At 72.6% G+C, this 16,483-nt stretch carries 17 protein-coding genes; 8 read left to right on the top strand and 9 right to left on the bottom strand.

Annotated features, from left to right (window positions below; all coding sequences use genetic code 11):
- Positions 1-178: 178 nt before the first annotated feature.
- On the bottom strand, positions 179-793 hold the full coding sequence (locus ACWEVN_RS37400; RefSeq protein WP_449685758.1) for a TetR/AcrR family transcriptional regulator: 615 nt from the start codon (positions 791-793) through the stop codon (positions 179-181).
- A 165-nt stretch (positions 794-958) separates the two neighbouring features.
- Here ACWEVN_RS37400 and ACWEVN_RS37395 point away from each other — a divergent pair, with 165 nt between their 5' ends.
- A complete protein-coding gene (locus ACWEVN_RS37395; protein ID WP_452054430.1) occupies positions 959-1,408 on the top strand; it encodes an OsmC family protein in 450 nt (149 codons plus the stop codon).
- 56 nt (positions 1,409-1,464) lie between these two features.
- On the opposite strand, the gene ACWEVN_RS37390 is transcribed toward ACWEVN_RS37395, so the two are convergent.
- Positions 1,465-1,713 carry a hypothetical protein gene (locus ACWEVN_RS37390; protein ID WP_449685750.1) on the bottom strand — a complete coding sequence of 83 codons (249 nt, stop codon included), beginning with the start codon at positions 1,711-1,713 and terminating at the stop codon, positions 1,465-1,467.
- Positions 1,714-1,835: 122 nt separating this feature from the next.
- Here ACWEVN_RS37390 and coaE point away from each other — a divergent pair, with 122 nt between their 5' ends.
- The gene (gene coaE, locus ACWEVN_RS37385; protein WP_452054429.1) at positions 1,836-3,020 is read left to right on the top strand and encodes a dephospho-CoA kinase; all 1,185 of its coding nucleotides are present in this window, start codon (positions 1,836-1,838) and stop codon (positions 3,018-3,020) included.
- On the opposite strand, the gene ACWEVN_RS37380 is transcribed toward coaE, so the two are convergent.
- Both ACWEVN_RS37380 and ACWEVN_RS37375 read right to left on the bottom strand, forming a co-directional pair.
- Complete coding sequence (locus tag ACWEVN_RS37380) at positions 2,936-4,525, bottom strand: ArnT family glycosyltransferase (RefSeq protein ID WP_452054428.1); 1,590 nt, start codon at positions 4,523-4,525, stop codon at positions 2,936-2,938. The two genes, coaE and ACWEVN_RS37380, sit on opposite strands and share 85 nt — an antisense overlap.
- 66 nt (positions 4,526-4,591) lie before the next feature.
- Entirely contained in the window at positions 4,592-5,110 is a 519-nt protein-coding gene (locus ACWEVN_RS37375) for a DUF402 domain-containing protein (RefSeq protein ID WP_449680589.1), read from the bottom strand.
- 105 nt (positions 5,111-5,215) lie between these two features.
- Between ACWEVN_RS37375 and ACWEVN_RS37370 the strand changes: the two genes are divergently transcribed.
- Genes ACWEVN_RS37370 through ACWEVN_RS37350 form a run of 5 tightly spaced genes read left to right on the top strand, consistent with a single transcriptional unit; the run spans position 5,216 to position 10,160 of the window.
- Positions 5,216-6,772, top strand: coding sequence for a DUF5685 family protein (locus ACWEVN_RS37370; protein WP_452054427.1), 1,557 nt, complete (start codon positions 5,216-5,218; stop codon positions 6,770-6,772).
- Positions 6,773-6,782: 10 nt separating this feature from the next.
- A complete protein-coding gene (locus tag ACWEVN_RS37365) occupies positions 6,783-7,394 on the top strand; it encodes a carboxymuconolactone decarboxylase family protein (protein ID WP_452054426.1) in 612 nt (203 codons plus the stop codon).
- Between the two features lie 46 nt (positions 7,395-7,440).
- A complete protein-coding gene (gene uvrB / locus ACWEVN_RS37360; RefSeq protein WP_449685745.1) occupies positions 7,441-9,597 on the top strand; it encodes an excinuclease ABC subunit UvrB in 2,157 nt (718 codons plus the stop codon).
- A 13-nt stretch (positions 9,598-9,610) separates the two neighbouring features.
- Positions 9,611-9,808: a type II toxin-antitoxin system VapB family antitoxin gene (locus ACWEVN_RS37355; protein ID WP_449685744.1), complete on the top strand. Its 198-nt coding sequence runs from the start codon at positions 9,611-9,613 to the stop codon at positions 9,806-9,808.
- A 4-nt stretch (positions 9,809-9,812) separates the two neighbouring features.
- Positions 9,813-10,160, top strand: a complete 348-nt coding sequence (locus tag ACWEVN_RS37350; RefSeq protein ID WP_449685743.1) for an MmcQ/YjbR family DNA-binding protein — start codon at positions 9,813-9,815, stop codon at positions 10,158-10,160.
- Between the two features lies 1 nt (position 10,161).
- On the opposite strand, the gene ACWEVN_RS37345 is transcribed toward ACWEVN_RS37350, so the two are convergent.
- Positions 10,162-10,551, bottom strand: coding sequence for a VOC family protein (locus ACWEVN_RS37345; protein ID WP_449685742.1), 390 nt, complete (start codon positions 10,549-10,551; stop codon positions 10,162-10,164).
- 60 nt (positions 10,552-10,611) lie between these two features.
- Complete coding sequence (locus ACWEVN_RS37340; protein WP_452054425.1) at positions 10,612-12,003, bottom strand: S28 family serine protease; 1,392 nt, start codon at positions 12,001-12,003, stop codon at positions 10,612-10,614.
- A gap of 222 nt (positions 12,004-12,225) precedes the next feature.
- Between ACWEVN_RS37340 and ACWEVN_RS37335 the strand changes: the two genes are divergently transcribed.
- Positions 12,226-12,726 (top strand): SRPBCC family protein, encoded by a 501-nt coding sequence (locus ACWEVN_RS37335; protein WP_452054424.1) that lies wholly within the window; start codon positions 12,226-12,228, stop codon positions 12,724-12,726.
- Here the strand turns inward: ACWEVN_RS37335 and ACWEVN_RS37330 are convergent.
- The 3 genes from ACWEVN_RS37330 to ACWEVN_RS37320 all read right to left on the bottom strand — a co-directional run.
- Positions 12,723-13,463: an enoyl-CoA hydratase/isomerase family protein gene (locus ACWEVN_RS37330; protein WP_452054423.1), complete on the bottom strand. Its 741-nt coding sequence runs from the start codon at positions 13,461-13,463 to the stop codon at positions 12,723-12,725. The two genes, ACWEVN_RS37335 and ACWEVN_RS37330, sit on opposite strands and share 4 nt — an antisense overlap.
- 19 nt (positions 13,464-13,482) lie before the next feature.
- On the bottom strand, positions 13,483-14,406 hold the full coding sequence (locus ACWEVN_RS37325; protein ID WP_449685738.1) for an ABC transporter permease: 924 nt from the start codon (positions 14,404-14,406) through the stop codon (positions 13,483-13,485).
- A partial coding sequence (locus tag ACWEVN_RS37320) for an ATP-binding cassette domain-containing protein (protein ID WP_452054422.1) occupies positions 14,403-16,483 on the bottom strand: 2,081 nt, incomplete at its 5' end. The genes ACWEVN_RS37320 and ACWEVN_RS37325, both read right to left, overlap by 4 nt.

The following is a 16,483-nucleotide window of genomic DNA, read 5'->3' as shown; positions in this document are numbered from 1 at the left end:
GTCGACCACCGAGATATAAACCCATAAGCAAACTCTCTTTCCATACACGCCGCTCGTCCGATCTGAGCCAAGCGCCCCAATGTGGCGTTCGGTGCGTCAGACGCACCGAACGCCACATTGGGTGCGTCAGACGCAACCAACGCCACATTGGGGCGGATGGGGCAGGGGAGCCGACGGGTCAGTGGTTCCGCAGGCCGAGGCCGGTCATCATCGCCGTGACGCCGGCGCGGTACATCTCCTCGTGGGCCTCTTCCGTCGGCGGGATGAACCAGTCCGGCAACGGCCGCCGCGAGGCCATCAGGAGTTCCGCGCCCACCAGGCCGTGGATCGCCGTCCACAGCCGGTAGGCCACCGAGCGGGCGTCCGCTCCCGGCGGGCAGACCCGCTGGACCCGGCCGATGAACAGGGTGAACGTCGTCCGCAGCACCGCCGACCGCAGGCCGGGGTCCGGGTCGAACCCCGGCACCGGGCGCTCGAACATCAGCGCGTAGCGGGTCGGGCTTTCGCGGGCGAAGCGCCGGTACTCCAGCGCGAGGTGCAGCAGGTCCGCGACACCGTCCTCACTCGACGGCGGCAGGCCCTCCAGCAGCTCCCGCAGCGAGTCGAAGGTGCGCTCGTACAGGGCGTCGAGCAGGCCCGCGCGGCCGCCGAACCGGGCGTAGACCGACAGCGTCGACGCGCCGGCCGCCTCCGCCACCCCGCGGACGGTCAGCCCGGGGACCCCGCGGTCCACGAGCACCGACAACGCCGCGTCGAGGTAGCGCTCGCGACCGCCCTGATCGGCCGGGCGCATCGGCAAGTGCCTGGTAGCCACGGCGCACCCCCTTTGCGGCAGCCGGGCGCAGGGCGGCGTCCGGGTGACCCACCCGCAGCAGAAGATACGATATCCGCCGCGTCTTGGGAATGCGCCGGATGTCCGGATCGGCCGCTTCCCGCGACCCGAGAGGATTTCAGGCGGATGGATCACCCCGAGCCCGGCACGGTCGTCGTCACCGCGAGCGGCGACGGCACCTACACCCAGCAGGTCGTCACGGCGGGCCACACGCTGCTCGTCGACGAACCGGTCGCGGTGGGCGGCACCGACGCCGGCCCGAACCCGTACGAGCTGCTGCTCGCGTCATTGGGCTCGTGCACGGCGATCACGCTGCGGATGTACGCCGACCGCAAGGGCATCCCGCTGACCAGGGCGACCGTCCGGCTGCGACACGACCGCATCCACGCCGAAGACTGCGCGCGCTGCGAAACCGAGCGTGGCCTGCTCAGCCGGATCAACCGCGAGATCGAGCTCGAAGGCGACCTCGACGCCGAACAGCGCGCCAAGCTCATGCTGATCGCCGACAAGTGCCCGGTGCACCGGACGCTGTCGTCGGAGATCGTGATCGAGACGCGGGAAGCCACCGGCTTTTAGGGGGCCCGGGTGGCGAAGCCCCCGGCCCGAGGCGAAGCCTCGGTTGTCGCGACCGCTCAGGCGGCGCGCACGGTCACCGCGGCCGGCCGGGCCGGGCTGACCGACGGCACCCAGATCCGCTCGAGCGCCGCGGCGCGGGCCTTGCGGCGCAGGCCGGCGAAGCTGTGCTTGGCCGGCACCAGCAGCGTGCTCAGCCAGGTCCGCCGGTAGTCCGCGAGCGCCACGGCCACCGAGAGGTGGACGAGGCAGTGCACCAGCCCCGGCGTGCCGAGCCGGTGCTTCCCGACGTGCTTGCTGATCGCCATCGTTCCTCCGCGTGGGCGATGCTCTTCGCGCGCACCGTACGCACTGCGGCGTGGCGAGGTGGGTAAGCAACACGGCGTGTCCGGATATCGGTTGAGTCACGCGCCTGACTAGGGTGATCGGCATGTTGCGTGTGGGGTTGACGGGTGGGATCGGGGCCGGGAAGTCGACGGTGGCGAACAGGCTCGCCGAACACGGCGCGGTGCTGGTGGACTCCGACAAGATCGCCCGCGAGGTCGTCGAACCCGGCACCGAGGGGCTCGCCCGGCTGGTCGCGGAGTTCGGGTCCGGCATCCTGGCCGAGGACGGCTCGCTCGACCGGCCCGCGCTCGCCGCGAAGGCGTTCGCCGACGACGAGTCGCGGCACCGGCTGAACGCGATCGTGCACCCGCTGGTCGGCGCGCGCACCGGGGAGCTGATGGCGGCCGCGAAGCCGGACGCGATCATCGTCCACGACATCCCGCTGCTGGTCGAAAACGGCCTCGCGACCGCGTACCACCTGGTCGTGGTCGTCGACGCGCCGGTCGAGGTGCGGGTGCGGCGGCTGGTGTCGGCGCGCGGGATGGCCGAGGAGGACGCGCGGGCGCGGATCCGGGCGCAGGCGAGCACCGAGCAGCGCCGCGCCGTCGCGGACGTCTGGCTGGACAACGGCGGCGCCGAAGACACCGTGCTCGCCGAGGTGGACGCGCTGTGGGCGGATCGGCTGGTGCCGTTCGAGGCGAACGTCCGGCTGCGGCGGCCGCGGCCGCCGGTGTCGCCGAAGATCGCCGAATACGACCTCACCTGGCCGGCGCAGGCCGAGAAGGTGCTGGCCCGGGTCCGCGCCGTGGCGGGGGAGCCGGCCCGCCGCGCCGACCACATCGGGTCGACGGCCGTGCCCGGCCTGCCGGCCAAGGACATCCTGGACCTGCAGCTCACGGTGTCCACTTTGGACGAGGCGGACGCGCTGGGCAGCCTGCTGGCCGACGCCGGCTTCCCGCGCCTCGAAGGCGACTGGTACGACGACGCCCTGGACGGCACCGGGACGTGGCCCAAGCGCCTGCACGTCGGCGCCGACCCGAAGCGGCCGGTGAACCTGCACGTCCGGTCGGTGGAGACGCCGGCGTGGCGGCTCGCCCTGCTCTTCCGCGACTTCCTGCGCGCGAACCCGGACGAGCGCGACGACTACCGCGACGTCAAGCTGCGGCTGGCCGAGGCGCACGCCGCCGACGGCAACGTCGCCGCCTACGCCGAGGAAAAGCAGGAGTGGGTCAACGCCGTGTTCGCCCGCGCCGAGAAGTGGGCCGCGGCCACCGGCTGGACGCTCTGAGCGCGCATGTCCTTGAGCTGCGGCCAGATTTCGGCCCAGCTCCCGGTGCGGCCGGTCAGCAGCCAGACGGGCATGTGCTCGCTGGCGTTGCGGATCCCGAGCCGGTTGCCGACCTGCCCGACGATCCGCGCGTCGCCGAAGTGCTTCGCGATCTTCGACGGGTCGTAGCCGACGAAGAGCACGTTGCGGGTGTCGTCGGCCGGACGCCCGAAGTACCAGAAGCCCCGGCTGGCGCTGGACGCCTGGGGCAGGCCGCGCTCGGGCCCGTACCGGTCGAGCGCGCCCGCCTGCCAGTACCCGCCGGTGACGATCGCCGTGTCCGGCGGCGCCGTCCGGTACAGCGCGGCGACATCGGCGGCGAGGTCCGGCCAGCCGATTTCTTCGGCCGCGTAGGCGGGCCGTGGCGCGCCCGGGTGCTCGACGAGCCAGTGCGCCGGCCAGACCGGGAGCGTGAACGGCAGGCTGAAGAGGGCGGACACGGCGAAGACCGGCCAGGCCGGCACCCACCGCCACCACCGCGCCGGCTCCCGCGCTTCGAGGTGGACGGCGGCGGCCGCCCACAGCACGCCGAACGTCCCGGCGGCGTAGTAGTACCGCCCGTTGGCGGCCAGGAAGACCGCGACGACCCCCAGCGCCGTCCAGCCGAGGAACCGGTAGGGCCGCAGCTTCTTGCTCGCCACCAGCACGGCGACGCCGTAGAGGACGCCGAGCGCGCCGATCACCCAGCCGGCGCCGGCCAGCAGGTCCGGGACGAAGCTCGCGCGGCCGCCCGCGGCGTCGACCTCGGCGCCGACGGCGTCGCCCATGCCGAGCTGCGGCCAGCCGTTCGCGCGCTGCCAGAGCACCGTCGGGACCAGGGAGCCGGTGGCGATCAGGGCGCCCAGCCAGAGCTTCGGGCGGCGCAGCAGGTCACGCGGCCCGAACACGAGCACCGCGAGCCCGGCCACCACCCAGAACGCGGCGATGAGCAGCTTGCCGTTCAGCGCCACCGCCGTCACGACGCCGAGCCAGACCAGCAGCGTGTCGTGGCGGGTGCGGACCCAGCGGACCAGCAGCCACAGCGCGAGCGTCCACAGCAGCGGGTCGATCGTCGACGTCGCGAGGTAGTGGCCGCTGCCGACGAACTGGCCACAGATCGCGTACGCGGCCGCGGCGCGGGCCTGGGCCTTGCGCTGCCCGCCGAGCTCCCGGGCGATCAGCGCGGTGACGACCACGCCGGCCGCCGTCGCGGCGATCGCGGGCAGCCGGAAGACCACGAGCGAGCCGGGAGCGAGCGTGTCCATCGCCCGGGCGAGGGCGGGCACGAGCGGCGGCTGGTCGGCGTACCCCCAGGCCAGGTGCCGGCCGGCGGCGAGGAAGTACAGCTCGTCGCCGAAGTAGCCGTAGCGCCCGGCGGTGAGCAGCAGCGCGGTGGCCGTGCCCGCCGCGAGCAGCAGGACCGGGAGCCGGGCGAACGGGGCGAGCTCGGCTTCGGCCTGGTCGGGGGCCGTGGCCACGGCGTCCATCGTGCTCCTGTTCCTCGTCGGCGCCGGTCTTCCCGCACCCTACGTGCGGGTCCGGCGGCGCCGGGGTCAGGGGTGACGCCGCCAGGTCAGCGCGATGTCGAGGGTGGCCAGCCAGGCGGCGAGGTCGTAGCCGTGCGCGGCCAGGCCCTCGACGGCGGTGTAGGTGGTCTTCAGCGCGTACTCGGCCTCTTCGGCGGTGACCAGGCCCGCCTCGAGGGCCTCCAGGAGCTCGTCGGTGTCGATGACCCGCAGGGAGAGCTTGTCCTTGAGCACGATGTCGACGTAGAGGTCGGTGGCGACCCAGCGCGGGCCGTCGCGGTGGACGCGGACGACGTCGAGGTAGAAGTCCTGGTCGCGTTCGTGGCCGGGGGAGAACCAGAAGTCGGTGAAGCGCAGGCCCAGCGTGGGCACCAGCCACGACTCGAGGTAGTGGAACTGGGCGCGGCCCGGCGTCGGGCGCGCGAGGTAGAGGCCGAACGGCTCCTCGCGGAACTCCTCGACCTCCCGCCGGATGCCCTTCGGGTCGATGTTCGCGCGCGCGGCGGGGTCGAAGACCTCGACCTTCGGGGGGTGCAGTGCGGCCATGCGCGTCATCCTGCCGGGCCGGTCACGAAACGCGAACCCCCGCCCCGGGCGTCACGCATTCGGGCTAAGGTGCGCCGAGCTTCCGGGGAACGAGGGGGACTGGGGATGTTCGGGATCATCAGGCCGTGCCGCCACCGGCTGTCCGAAGGCCTGCACGCGGACTGGATGGCGCACCTGTGCGGGCTGTGCCTCACGCTGCGCGACGAGCACGGCCAGTTCGCCCGGGTGGTCACCAACTACGACGGGCTGATCATCTCGGTGCTGGTCGAGGCCCAGACCCCGCGAGCGGACGGCCGCCGCGAAGCGGGCCCCTGCCCCCTGCGGGGGATGCGGACGGCTTCGGTGGCCCGCGGCGAGGGAGCCCAGCTGGCGGCGGCGGTGTCGCTGGTCCTGGCGGCGGCCAAGGTCGGCGACCACGTCGAGGACGGCGACGGCGCGTACGGAAGGCGCCCGGTGGCGGCGGCGGCCCGCCGGGTCGCGGCCCGCTGGACCGCACAGGGCCGTCGCACGGGCGGCCGGGTGGGGTTCGACACGACGGTGCTGACGGAGGCGGTCGAAGGACAGGGCTCGCTGGAGTCCTCGGTCCGGTCGGGTGACTCGCCGCTGCTGGCGACCGAACCGGCGGAGAGGGCCACGGCGGCGGCGTTCGCGCGCACGGCGGAGCTGGCGGGCAGGCCGGCGAACGTGGCACCCCTGGCTGAGGCGGGCCGGCTGTTCGGCCGCGTGGCACACCTGCTGGACGCGGTCGAGGACTACGAACCGGACGCGGCGGCCGGGGTGTGGAACCCGTTGCTGGCGACGGGAACGAGGCCGGAGGAAGCCCGCCGGCTGTGCGACGACGCGGTGCTGGGGGTGGAGCTGGCGTTGCGCGAGGCGGAGTTCGCGCAGCCGGCGCTGGTGCACGCGTTGCTGGTGCACGAGCTGAGGCAAGCGGTGCGAAGGACGTTCGGCCACGGCTCGTCCTTGCGGCATCCTCCATCGGCAGGCGAGTGCGCCACGCTGGAGCACGGCTCCGCGGCGGCCGGGCAGCAGCCGCCGCCCGGGTGGATCGGGCCCGGACCCACTCCGCCGCAGCACCCCCACCAGCAGCCGCCGGGCGGGATCGGGCCCGGGCCGATCCCGCAGCAGCACCCGCACCAGGTCCCGCCCGGCTGGGGCTCGCCGCAGCCGCACGGATTTCCGCCGCCGGGCCCGGTCCCGCCGCCGGGCGCCCCCGGCGGACGCGGCCCAGGGGGCCCGAACGGCCCCGGCGGTCCGGGTGGCCGCGGCCCAGGTGGCCCAGGTGGGCCTGGTGGCCCTGGTGGCCCAGGTGGGCCTGGTGGCCCAGGGGGACCCGGTGGCCCGGGCGGCCCCGGCGGCCCCGGCGGCCCGAACGATCCCGGCGGTCCGGGAGGCCCGAAGGACCCCGGCGGCCCCGGCAAGCGCGACAAGCCCGAGTTCTACGACGGCAAGGGCGGCGGCCTCTGGTACCCGAAATTCGCCGTCCCGCCGAAGAAGCGCAACGCCTTCCTCGGCTGCGCCCTCATCCCCTACATGTGTTGCACCTGCCAATTCTGCTGCCGCGATCCCTATCCTGGCCCCTGGAGCGGCAAACCCCACGACGCTTGGGGATGCGACTGCGATTGCTGCGACTGTTGTTCCTGCTGTGACTGCAGTTGCTGAAGGGGAGACCATGACCGACCCGATGGCCCAGCTCCACGACCAGGGCCGCGAGAACTTCGCCGGGCTCGTCGAAGGCGGGAAGGCCCGCCTCGACGCGCTCTTCGCCACCGTCCCGGCGCTGGGCGAACTGGCCGTCGGCACCGTCTACGGCCACCTGCACGAACGTCCCGCCCTCGACGCCCGCACCCGCGAGGCCGCCACGCTCGCCGCGATCGTCGCCGCCGGCATGGTCGGACCGCCGCTGAGCGTGCACCTCCGCACCGGCCTCGCTTCCGGGCTGTCGCCGGCCGAGGTCTGCGAAGTCGTCGTCCAGACCGCCGCCTTCGCGGGCTTCCCGCGCGCCGTTTCCGCCGCTGACCAGCTGAACCGCCTCTTCGAAGGCCACGGCCTGCCGATCCCGCCCCCGCCGTCGCCGCGCGAAGTCGTCCTCGCCCACCTCGAAGCGCCCGAAGGCGAGGTGGCCGAGGTGCTGGCGGACTTCCCGCGCACCGAGGTCCAGGCGATCGGCCCCGATCGGGTGCTCGTCTCGTGCCACGGCGACGACCCCGTGCCCGGCGCCGTCCTGCACTGCGCCGTCAACGGCGGCGATGTCACGTCGATCACGGTGTTCCGGGCCCGCTGACCAGGCCCAACGGAAATTGTCGGTGGGTCGGCCTACTCTGGTCCACGTGGCTTTCGCAACCGAACACCCCGTCCTCGCCCAGTCCGACTTCCGGCCCGTCTCGGAGATCCCGCGGACCGGCGGCCGGTTCGAGGTGGTCAGTGACTACCAGCCCGCCGGTGACCAGCCGGCGGCCATCGACGAGCTCGAACGCCGGATCAAGGCGGGCGAGAAGGACGTCGTGCTGCTCGGCGCCACCGGCACCGGCAAGTCGGCGACGACGGCGTGGCTGATCGAGCGCGTCCAGCGGCCGACGCTGGTCATGGCGCCGAACAAGACCCTCGCCGCCCAGCTGGCGAACGAGCTGCGCGACCTCTTCCCGCACAACGCGGTCGAGTACTTCGTCAGCTACTACGACTACTACCAGCCCGAGGCGTACATCGCGCAGACGGACACCTACATCGAGAAGGACTCGTCGATCAACGACGACGTCGAGCGGCTGCGGCACTCGGCGACGATGAACCTGCTGTCCCGCCGGGACGTCATCGTGGTCGCCAGTGTCTCCTGCATCTACGGCCTCGGCACGCCGCAGTCGTACCTGGACCGCTCCTCGAAGCTCGCGGTCGGCATGCAGCTCGACCGGGACGTCTTCCTGCGGGCCCTGGTCGACGTCCAGTACACCCGCAACGACATCGCCTTCGCGCGCGGCACGTTCCGCGCCCGGGGTGACACGGTCGAGATCATCCCGGCCTACGAAGAGCTCGCGATCCGGGTCGAGTTCTTCGGCGACGAGGTCGAGAAGCTGTACTACCTGCACCCGCTGACCGGGGACATCGTCAAGGAGGTCGACGAGGTCCGGATCTTCCCGGCGACGCACTACGTCGCCGGCCCGGAGCGGATGGAAAAGGCGATCCAGGGCATCGAGAAGGAGCTCGAGGAGCGGCTCGCCGAGCTGGAGCGCCAGGGCAAGCTGCTGGAGGCGCAGCGGCTGCGGATGCGCACGGCCTACGACATCGAGATGATGCGCCAGGTCGGCTTCTGCTCCGGCATCGAGAACTACTCGCGCCACATCGACGGCCGCGGCCCGGGCTCGGCGCCGGCCACGCTGATCGACTACTTCCCGGACGACTTCCTGCTGGTGATCGACGAGTCGCACCAGACCGTCCCGCAGATCGGCGGCATGTACGAAGGCGACATGTCGCGGAAGCGGAACCTGGTCGAGTACGGCTTCCGGCTGCCGAGCGCGGTGGACAACCGGCCGCTGACCTGGGAGGAGTTCTCCGACCGGATCGGCCAGACCGTCTACCTCTCGGCGACACCGGGGCCGTACGAGATGGGCCAGGCGGGCGGCGAGTTCGTCGAGCAGGTCATCCGGCCGACGGGCCTGGTCGATCCGAAGGTGGTCGTGAAGCCGACCGAGGGCCAGATCGACGACCTGGTGCACGAGATCCGGGAGCGGGCGGACCGGGACGAGCGCGTCCTGGTCACGACGCTGACGAAGAAGATGGCCGAGGACCTCACCGACTACCTGCTGGAGCTGGGCATCCGCGTGCGTTACCTGCACTCGGAGGTCGACACGCTGCGCCGGGTCGAGCTGCTGCGGCAGCTGCGGGCGGGCGACTTCGACGTGCTGGTCGGCATCAACCTGCTGCGCGAGGGCCTCGACCTGCCGGAGGTCTCGCTGGTGGCGATCCTCGACGCGGACAAGGAAGGCTTCCTCCGGAGCGGCACGTCGCTGATCCAGACGATCGGCCGCGCGGCGCGAAACGTCTCCGGCGAGGTCCACATGTACGCGGACAAGATCACCGACTCGATGCAGCACGCGATCGAGGAGACGGACCGCCGCCGCGAGAAGCAGGTGGCGTACAACAAGGAACGCGGCGTCGACCCGCAGCCGCTGCGCAAGAAGATCGCGGACATCCTCGACCGCGTGTACAGCGAAGCCGAGGACACCGAGCAGGTCTCGGTGGGCGGCTCGGGCCGCAACTCCTCCCGCGGCAAGAAGCCCGAGCAGGGCGACCGGGTCCGCAGCTCGGGCATGCTGGTCGACAAGGACGTGTCGGCGATGCCGCGGGCCCAGCTGGCCGACCTGATCCAGCAGATGACCGACCAGATGATGCAGGCGGCCCGCGACCTCCAGTTCGAGCTGGCGGCCCGCCTGCGTGACGAGATCTCCGACCTGAAGAAGGAGCTGAGGGGCATGGACGCGGCCGGCATCAAGTAGCGGGCCCGGCCGGATGAACATCGAGGACCCCGAAACGGAGCGGCTCGCGGCCGAGGTCGCCGAGCTGACCGGGGACACCAAGACGGGTGCTGTGCGCGCCGCACTGCGCGAGCCGAAGGCGAAGCTGGTCGCCGACCGGGAGCCCGAGATCGGCGCGCCGACCAAGGCGGAGGCGGGGATCGCCCTGCCGATCTCGAGCCGGTCGAGGTGAAACCGTGAACCTCGAAGCCGTCGTCGCCTATTGCCTCGGCAAGCCCGGCGCCGAAGAGACCTACCCGTTCGGCGACCACGTCCTCGTCGCCAAGGTCGGTGGCAAGGGCTTCGCCTTCATCGGCCAGAACCAGCCCGGCAGCGTCGCCGTCAAATGCGGGGCCACCAAGGAAGAAGCCGCCGAGGTCCGCGCTCGCTATCCCGGTGCGGTCAGCGTCATGGACTATCTCGGCCGCTACGGCTGGAACCGCGTCGAGCTCGGCGCCGGAGTGCCCGGCGCCGAGCTCGAAGAGCTGATCGATGCTTCCTACGACGAGGTCGTCCGAAGGCTGCCCAAGGCCAAGCGGCCCTGACTCACTCCGGCGCCGGGGCGTTCTCGTCCGCCTGCAGCATCCCGAACACATTCCCCTCGGTGTCCTTGCAGTACGCCAGCCACCCGACCCCCGGAACCGGGTTCTTCGGCAGCGCCAGCGTCCCGCCGGCCCGGTTGACGTCACCCAGTGCCTCGTCCAGGTTCGCCACGTCGATCGTGTTGACGAAGCCGTGGATCGGCGCCGACGCCTCGGGCGCCGGGCCCTGCCGGGGCAGCAGCCCTCCGTCGATGCCGTTGCCTTCGCCGGTGGTGATCACCCAGTAGGGCACCTCACCCCAGCGCTCGAACTTCCAGCCGAACACCGCCGTGTAGAACGCCGCCGCGCGTTCGGGGTCGCTCGCGTGGATCTCGAAGTGGACGGGACGAGGCATGCGCGCCTCCTCAGGCCGGGCCGTCAGGGTGTGGTGAGAGTACGCCCGGCCTGAGGAAAGTTACAGCCGCGTCCGGGGCGTCAGGTCCGCGTCGAAGTCCGGGAAGCCGGCCGGAGCCGGGGCCGAGCGCAGCGCCGGCGAGGAAACCGGGGCCAGGCCGGCCCAGCGCCGGATCGTCGCCGTTGCCGCCGCCGCGTCGGCGGGGGCCAGCTGGGCGATCTTCGAGCCGTGGTTGCCGCCCTGGACGTAGTAGCGGTACGAATCGCGGCTGCCGCGGCCCAGCTCGAACGGCTCCGCGCCCCACGGGTCGTTGGACCCGTACACGAACAGCAGGCGGGTGCCGCGGGTCTTCACCCAGAAGTCGATGTCCGGCATCGCCGCGTAGTCGAAGCGCGGCAGGCGGATCGACGCCGGCACGAACGTCTTCGGCTGGTCGGCGCCCGGGTAGCGCAGCAGGTCGCGCAGGTAGCCGTCGTACGCCTCGGGCGAGCCCAGCTGCACCGCCGCCTGGTAGTAGTACGGGATGTACGGCGCCAGGTCCTGGTCGGAGTACGTGTTCAGGCTCTCCACCTTCTCGTACCAGGCGTAGACGTCGCCGGCGGGCGCGCCCGCCGGCGGCACCGTCGCGCAGTCCGCCTGCGTCTGGTACTGCCAGAACGCGAAGTACGAGTCGATCACCGAGATCTCGAGGGACTTGTCGGCCGAGCCCACGATCGAGAACGTCAGCCCGCGCTGCGCCGCATCCGCCGCGGCGATCGCCCCCAGCTCGTCACGCCGCTTCAGCGCGTCGCGCTGGATCGCCTTCAAGGCGTCGCGGCAGGCCGGGTCGTTGCCCACGCGGGACAGGAACCGGTTGTAGACGTCGACCGGGTCGATGACGTCGTTGGGCGCGACGTACGGGATCGTCGCGTCAACGTCGTCGGGGAAGAAGCGGCGGAAGTACGTCGCGGTCATGCCGCCCTTGCTGCCGCCGGTGGCCAGCCACTTGCCCGGGTAGATCGCCTTGAACGCCTGCACCGCGCGGTGCTCGTCCGCCGCGGCCTGCCAGATCGTCAGCTGCTTCGCCCAGTTCTCCGGCTCCGGCCGCGACGGCGTGAAGTAGCGGTACTCCATCGACAGCTGGTTGCCGTCGACGATCTGCGTCGGCTCCGAGCGGTTCGGCGAGCCGCTGACGTTGTAGCCGCTCGTGAAGGCGACCGTCGGGGCGGCGAAGTCGCGGTGCAGCAACGTGAACCGCTGCTGGAACGTGCCCGCGCCGGGGTGCCGGTGGTCGGCGGGCTGGGTGTAGGTCAGCTTGAAGAACCGGAACCCGGCCGGTGCCGCGTCCTCGGACACGACCGTCAGCCCCGGGATCCGCTGCAGCTGCGCCTTGATGTCCGGCGCCGCCGTGGCCGCCGGCGCCAGGCCGGCCAGCGCCAGCAGGACCGCACCCGCGGTGAAAAGTCTGCGCATCGAGCACCACCCGTCGTCGAAACCCTCGGTGGGACCCTCACAGAACCGGCCGGGGTCGGCAATCGGCTGTCCGGGCGCAGAATCGGTGAGGATCCGACTTTCGGCGGGTGGCGCCGGGTCGCCCGGCGTGCCCGGCCGGGGGCATCGTGCGAGTTGTCGGCGTGTTCGGCGCCGCGTTACCGTCCGGATCCGTAGGCACCGTCATCGAGCGAGGGGTCCGCCATGAAGGTTTCCGACTGCCCGACGGCCCAGGTCGAGGTCCGCGTCGCCGCGCGGCCGGCCGAGATCTGGTCCTGGCTGCTGGACATCGACCTGCCGGCCCGGTTCTCCACCGAGTTCCAGGGTGGCGACTGGGTCGACGACGCCGAGCCCGGCCTCGGCGCGCGGTTCCGCGGCCGCAACTCCCACCCGGTCGCCGGGGAGTGGGAGACGGTCTCGACCGTCACCGGCTACGAGCCCGGGCGGCTGTTCGCGTGGGCCGTGATGGACGTGGCGAACCCGGCCGCGTCGTGGAAGTTCGAGCTCGTCCCGGACGGCGACGGCACGATCCTGCGGCAGTGGGCCCGGATCGGCCCCGGCCCGTCCAACCTGACGACGATCATCGGCTCGATGCCCGAGCACGAAGAGGAGATCGTCGCCATGCGGCTCGGCGAGCTGCAGGCCAACATGCAGAAGACCGTCGAGGGCATCAAGGCGCTCGCCGAAAGCGGCGTGCCGGCCTAACGGAGCACCCGGTCCACATAGGACTTCACGGCGGCCAGCGCCTCGGCCGACTGCCACAGCCGCTCCACCTGCGGGTCGTCCGAGTGGCGGTACTCGGCGATCCGCTCGTGGAAGGGCTGCCGGATCTGGGCCTTCGTGTGGGCGAACGGCTCGGCGGGCAGGTCGCCGAGCCGCGCCGCGACGGCGAGGGCCCGCTCGAGCACGTCGTCCGGTGGGGCCTGCTCGTCGGCCAGCCCGCGGGCCAAGGCCTCCTCGCCGCCCCAGGTCTCACCCGGGTAGGTGAGCAGCGGCAGCCGGGTGGTCCCGTAGGTGCAGCGCAGGATCTCCAGCGCGGCCAACGGGAACGGCAGCCCGACGAGCAGTTCGGTGACCCCGATCCGGCCGGCGCCCAGCACCCGGTGGTCGCCGGCCGCGGCGAGCACCGCCCCGCCGGCGATGGCGTGCCCGTTCAGCGCGGCGACCACCGGACGCGGGCAGCCGAACACGGCCAGCAGCGCGTCGGACAGCAGCGGCAGGAACTCCGCTACGTACGGCGCCCCGCCCTCGTCGAGCCGCTTGAGGTCGACGCCCGCGCAGAAGATCCCCCCGGTCCCGGTGAGCACCACGGCGCGGGCCTGTTCGGCCTCCTCGAGCTGCCGCACCAGCGCCCGGCAGGAGTCGGTGTCGAGCGTGTTGCCCCGCCCGTGGTCGATCCGGAGCACGGCGACGTCGTGGTGGTTCTCCAGGGTGATCGGCACGAACCCGACCGTACCGGCTTCAGCTGGTGATGTCCTTCCGCGCGAACCGCCGTCCCGCGTACAGGAAGAACACCGTTCCGTAGATCGCCGCCGAGAGCAGGCCGCTCGCCAGGTTGGTCCAGTCGACGTCGGTCGAGATCAGGTCCATCCAGGAGAACGCGTAGTGCGTCGGCAGGTAGTTCCGGAGCCCTTCCAACGCGGTGATCTGGTCCAGGATCTGCGACAGGATCGCCACCAGCACCGCGCCGCCGACCGCGCCCAGCGGGGCGTCGGTCGACACGCTCAGCGCGAGCGCCAGCCCGGCCACCCAGGCCAGCTGCAGGATGATGTACACAGTGGACAGTGCGATGGCCAGCAGGCTGTCACCGAAGGACACCGCGTCGCCGGTCGGGCTGATCGCGTCGCCCGCGCCGTACCAGAGCACCCCGACGCCGAGCGACACCAAGGGCAGCAGCACCAGCGCGAACGCCGAAAGCAGGCCCGACACGATCGCCTTCTGCCGCAGTACCCGCTGCCGCGGCACCGGCACCGCCAGCAGGTACTTCAGGCTCGACCACGACGCTTCGCTCGCGATCGTGTCGCCGAAGAACAGCGCGACGATCATCGGCAGCAGGAACGTCCCCGACACGAACAGCGCCAGCACGACGAAGTTCGGCGCGGACGCCGTGGCCAGGTCGACGAAGCCGCCGCTGCGCCGGTTCGGGTTCGACTGCCCGAGCTGGAACGCGAGCACCAGGATGAAGGGCAGGATCGCGACGAACCCGAGCAGGAACTGCGTCCGCCGCCGCTTGAGCTGGCGCCGCAGCTCGACGCCGAGCCGCAGCGTCCGCCGCGCCGAGTAGCCCTCGACCGCGCCGTCCGGCCCGACGCCCGCGTGCTCGGCCGACGCGAGGTCGCTCAGCTCGTCCAGCGCGTGCGGGTCGGTGTGCACACCCTCGCTCACGACTCTTCTCCCACCAGTTGCAGGAACGCGTCTTCCAGCCGGCGCCGCGGCCCGGCCTGCTCCACCGCGACCCCGGCGCGCACCAGCGCGGCCACGCCCTCGGCCCGCGGCAGCTCGCCGAGGTTCGCGTGCACGAGCTCGCCCTCGACATCGACGTCGGTGACCCCGCTCAGCGCCTTGAGCGCCGCCGCGGCCGCTGCCGGGTCGTCGACCCGGAACGTCGCTTCGCCGCCGGCCGCGGCCAGCTCGCCGACCTCGCCCGAGGCGACCAGCGAGCCGCGGTGCATGACCACGACGTGCGTGCAGGTCTGCTCGACCTCGGCCAGCAGGTGGCTCGACACCACCACCGTCCGGCCGGTCGCGGCGTACCGCTTCAGCACCTCGCGCATCTGGTGGATCTGGGGCGGGTCGAGCCCGTTGGTCGGTTCGTCGAGCACCATGAGCTCCGGCAGGCCGAGCATCGCCTGTGCGATCGCCAGCCGCTGCCGCATGCCCTGGCTGTAGGTCCGCACCCGCCGTTCGACCGCGTTGCCGAGCCCGGCGATCTCCAGCGCCTCGGCGAAGTGCGCCTTCTCCGCCGGACGCCCGGTCGAGGCCCAGTACAGCTCGAGGTTCGCCCGGCCGGACAGGTGTGGCAGGAAGCCCGAGCCCTCGACGAAGGAGCCGATGCGCGAGAGCACCGGCGCGCCCGGGGTGATCTTGTGCCCGAACACGCGGATGGTGCCCTCGGTCGGCGTGATCAGGCCCATCAGCATCCGCAGGGTGGTCGTCTTGCCCGCGCCGTTCGGCCCGAGCAGGCCGAGCACCTGGCCCGGCTCGACGCGGAAGGACAGGTCCTTCACCGCCACGAACCCGCCCGCGTACTGCTTGCGCAACCCCTCGATGACCAGCGGAGTCGTGGCCAGCTCGGCGTCGACGTCGGTGGCGCGGCGGCGGCGCAGGGCCGCGAAGAGCACCGCGGCGAGGCCGATCGCCAGCGTCACGCCGATGCCGACCAGCTGCCCCACCGGTGCCGGGGAACCGACGGACTTGCCCGGCACGACCGGCACGGCCAGCGCGGTGCCGGCGGCCAGCCCGATCCGGAACACCGCGGGCGCGGCCGGCGCGGCGTACCCCTGGTCGGTGGTGCCGACGACCAGGCGCAGCGAGTGGCCGCCCTCGATCGGCCGGACGATGCCGGGCAGCGTCACCGTGACGTCGACCGGGGTGCCGTCGGCGGGCAGCCCGCTCACCCGGAACGGCGCGATGGCGTTCGCCGGCAGCACGCGCGAGCCGTCCTGCCCGACGTCGTAGAGCTTCGCGAACAGCACCGCGTCCGGCTGCGGGTGCGCCGGGTCCGCGGCGACCTGCAGCCGCACGGTGGACGAGCCGCTGATGACGACCTGGCCGTCGAAGGGCGCGGTGGCGAACTGCGCGGCCTGGCCGGGCGGGTCGTTGCTGAACAGCGCGCCGAGCCGTGACGAGCTGCTCGCGACGCCGTTGAGGCCGGGGATCCCGCTGACCGCCGCCGGGTTCGCCCCGGCCGGGCGCACCACAGGCTGGGCGGGCCCGTTCAGCGCCAGCAGGCGCCGTTCGGTGGCCGGCCCGGTCAGGCCGGGGTAGGCGGGCGCGTTGACCGTGCGGACCGACGGCGTCCCGTTGGCGCGCAGCGTGCCCTGGACGTCGTAGCTGAAGCCGGTACCCGGGTCGCCGCCGTCCAGCGCCGTCTTCAGGAAGTCGGCGATCTTGGCGCGCAGCTGCGGGCCGGGCTTGCCGCCGTCGTGGCCGCCGGTGTACCAGATCGTCCTGACCTTGCCGCCCGCCGCGGTGATCTGCCGGGCGGTCGCGTCGGACTGGTCGAGGCCGAACAGCGTGTCGCTCTCGCCCTGCACCAGCAGCGTCGGCACGGTGATCTTGCCGGTGACGGACGCGGGGGAGACCCGGCGCAGCAGGTCGACGCTCGCCTGGCTCGCCTGCCCGGTGGTGCCGAGTTCGGTGTAGGCGCGGCAGACCGCGGCGGTGAACCGGCCACAGGGGTCGGCCGACGCGCTCCGCGGCACGCCCGCGCCCGGCGGCCCGGCAGGCAGCGAGGCCCCCG

Source organism: Amycolatopsis sp. NPDC003861 (genome assembly GCF_053605405.1).
This window is presented reverse-complemented; position numbering and strand designations above follow the sequence as displayed.

What these genes read in the sequence shown, in the direction of transcription:
- ACWEVN_RS37335 (WP_452054424.1), top strand. Translation starts at nt 12,226, where the DNA reads ATGAAGGTTTCCGACTGCCCGACGGCCCAGGTCGAGGTCCGCGTCGCC.
- ACWEVN_RS37400 (WP_449685758.1), bottom strand. Translation starts at nt 793, where the DNA reads ATGCGCCCGGCCGATCAGGGCGGTCGCGAGCGCTACCTCGACGCGGCG.
- ACWEVN_RS37355 (WP_449685744.1), top strand. Translation starts at nt 9,611, where the DNA reads ATGAACATCGAGGACCCCGAAACGGAGCGGCTCGCGGCCGAGGTCGCC.
- ACWEVN_RS37375 (WP_449680589.1), bottom strand. Translation starts at nt 5,110, where the DNA reads ATGGCCGCACTGCACCCCCCGAAGGTCGAGGTCTTCGACCCCGCCGCG.
- ACWEVN_RS37380 (WP_452054428.1), bottom strand. Translation starts at nt 4,525, where the DNA reads ATGGACGCCGTGGCCACGGCCCCCGACCAGGCCGAAGCCGAGCTCGCC.
- ACWEVN_RS37365 (WP_452054426.1), top strand. Translation starts at nt 6,783, where the DNA reads ATGACCGACCCGATGGCCCAGCTCCACGACCAGGGCCGCGAGAACTTC.
- ACWEVN_RS37340 (WP_452054425.1), bottom strand. Translation starts at nt 12,003, where the DNA reads ATGCGCAGACTTTTCACCGCGGGTGCGGTCCTGCTGGCGCTGGCCGGC.
- ACWEVN_RS37345 (WP_449685742.1), bottom strand. Translation starts at nt 10,551, where the DNA reads ATGCCTCGTCCCGTCCACTTCGAGATCCACGCGAGCGACCCCGAACGC.
- ACWEVN_RS37390 (WP_449685750.1), bottom strand. Translation starts at nt 1,713, where the DNA reads ATGGCGATCAGCAAGCACGTCGGGAAGCACCGGCTCGGCACGCCGGGG.
- coaE (WP_452054429.1), top strand. Translation starts at nt 1,836, where the DNA reads ATGTTGCGTGTGGGGTTGACGGGTGGGATCGGGGCCGGGAAGTCGACG.
- ACWEVN_RS37370 (WP_452054427.1), top strand. Translation starts at nt 5,216, where the DNA reads ATGTTCGGGATCATCAGGCCGTGCCGCCACCGGCTGTCCGAAGGCCTG.
- ACWEVN_RS37395 (WP_452054430.1), top strand. Translation starts at nt 959, where the DNA reads ATGGATCACCCCGAGCCCGGCACGGTCGTCGTCACCGCGAGCGGCGAC.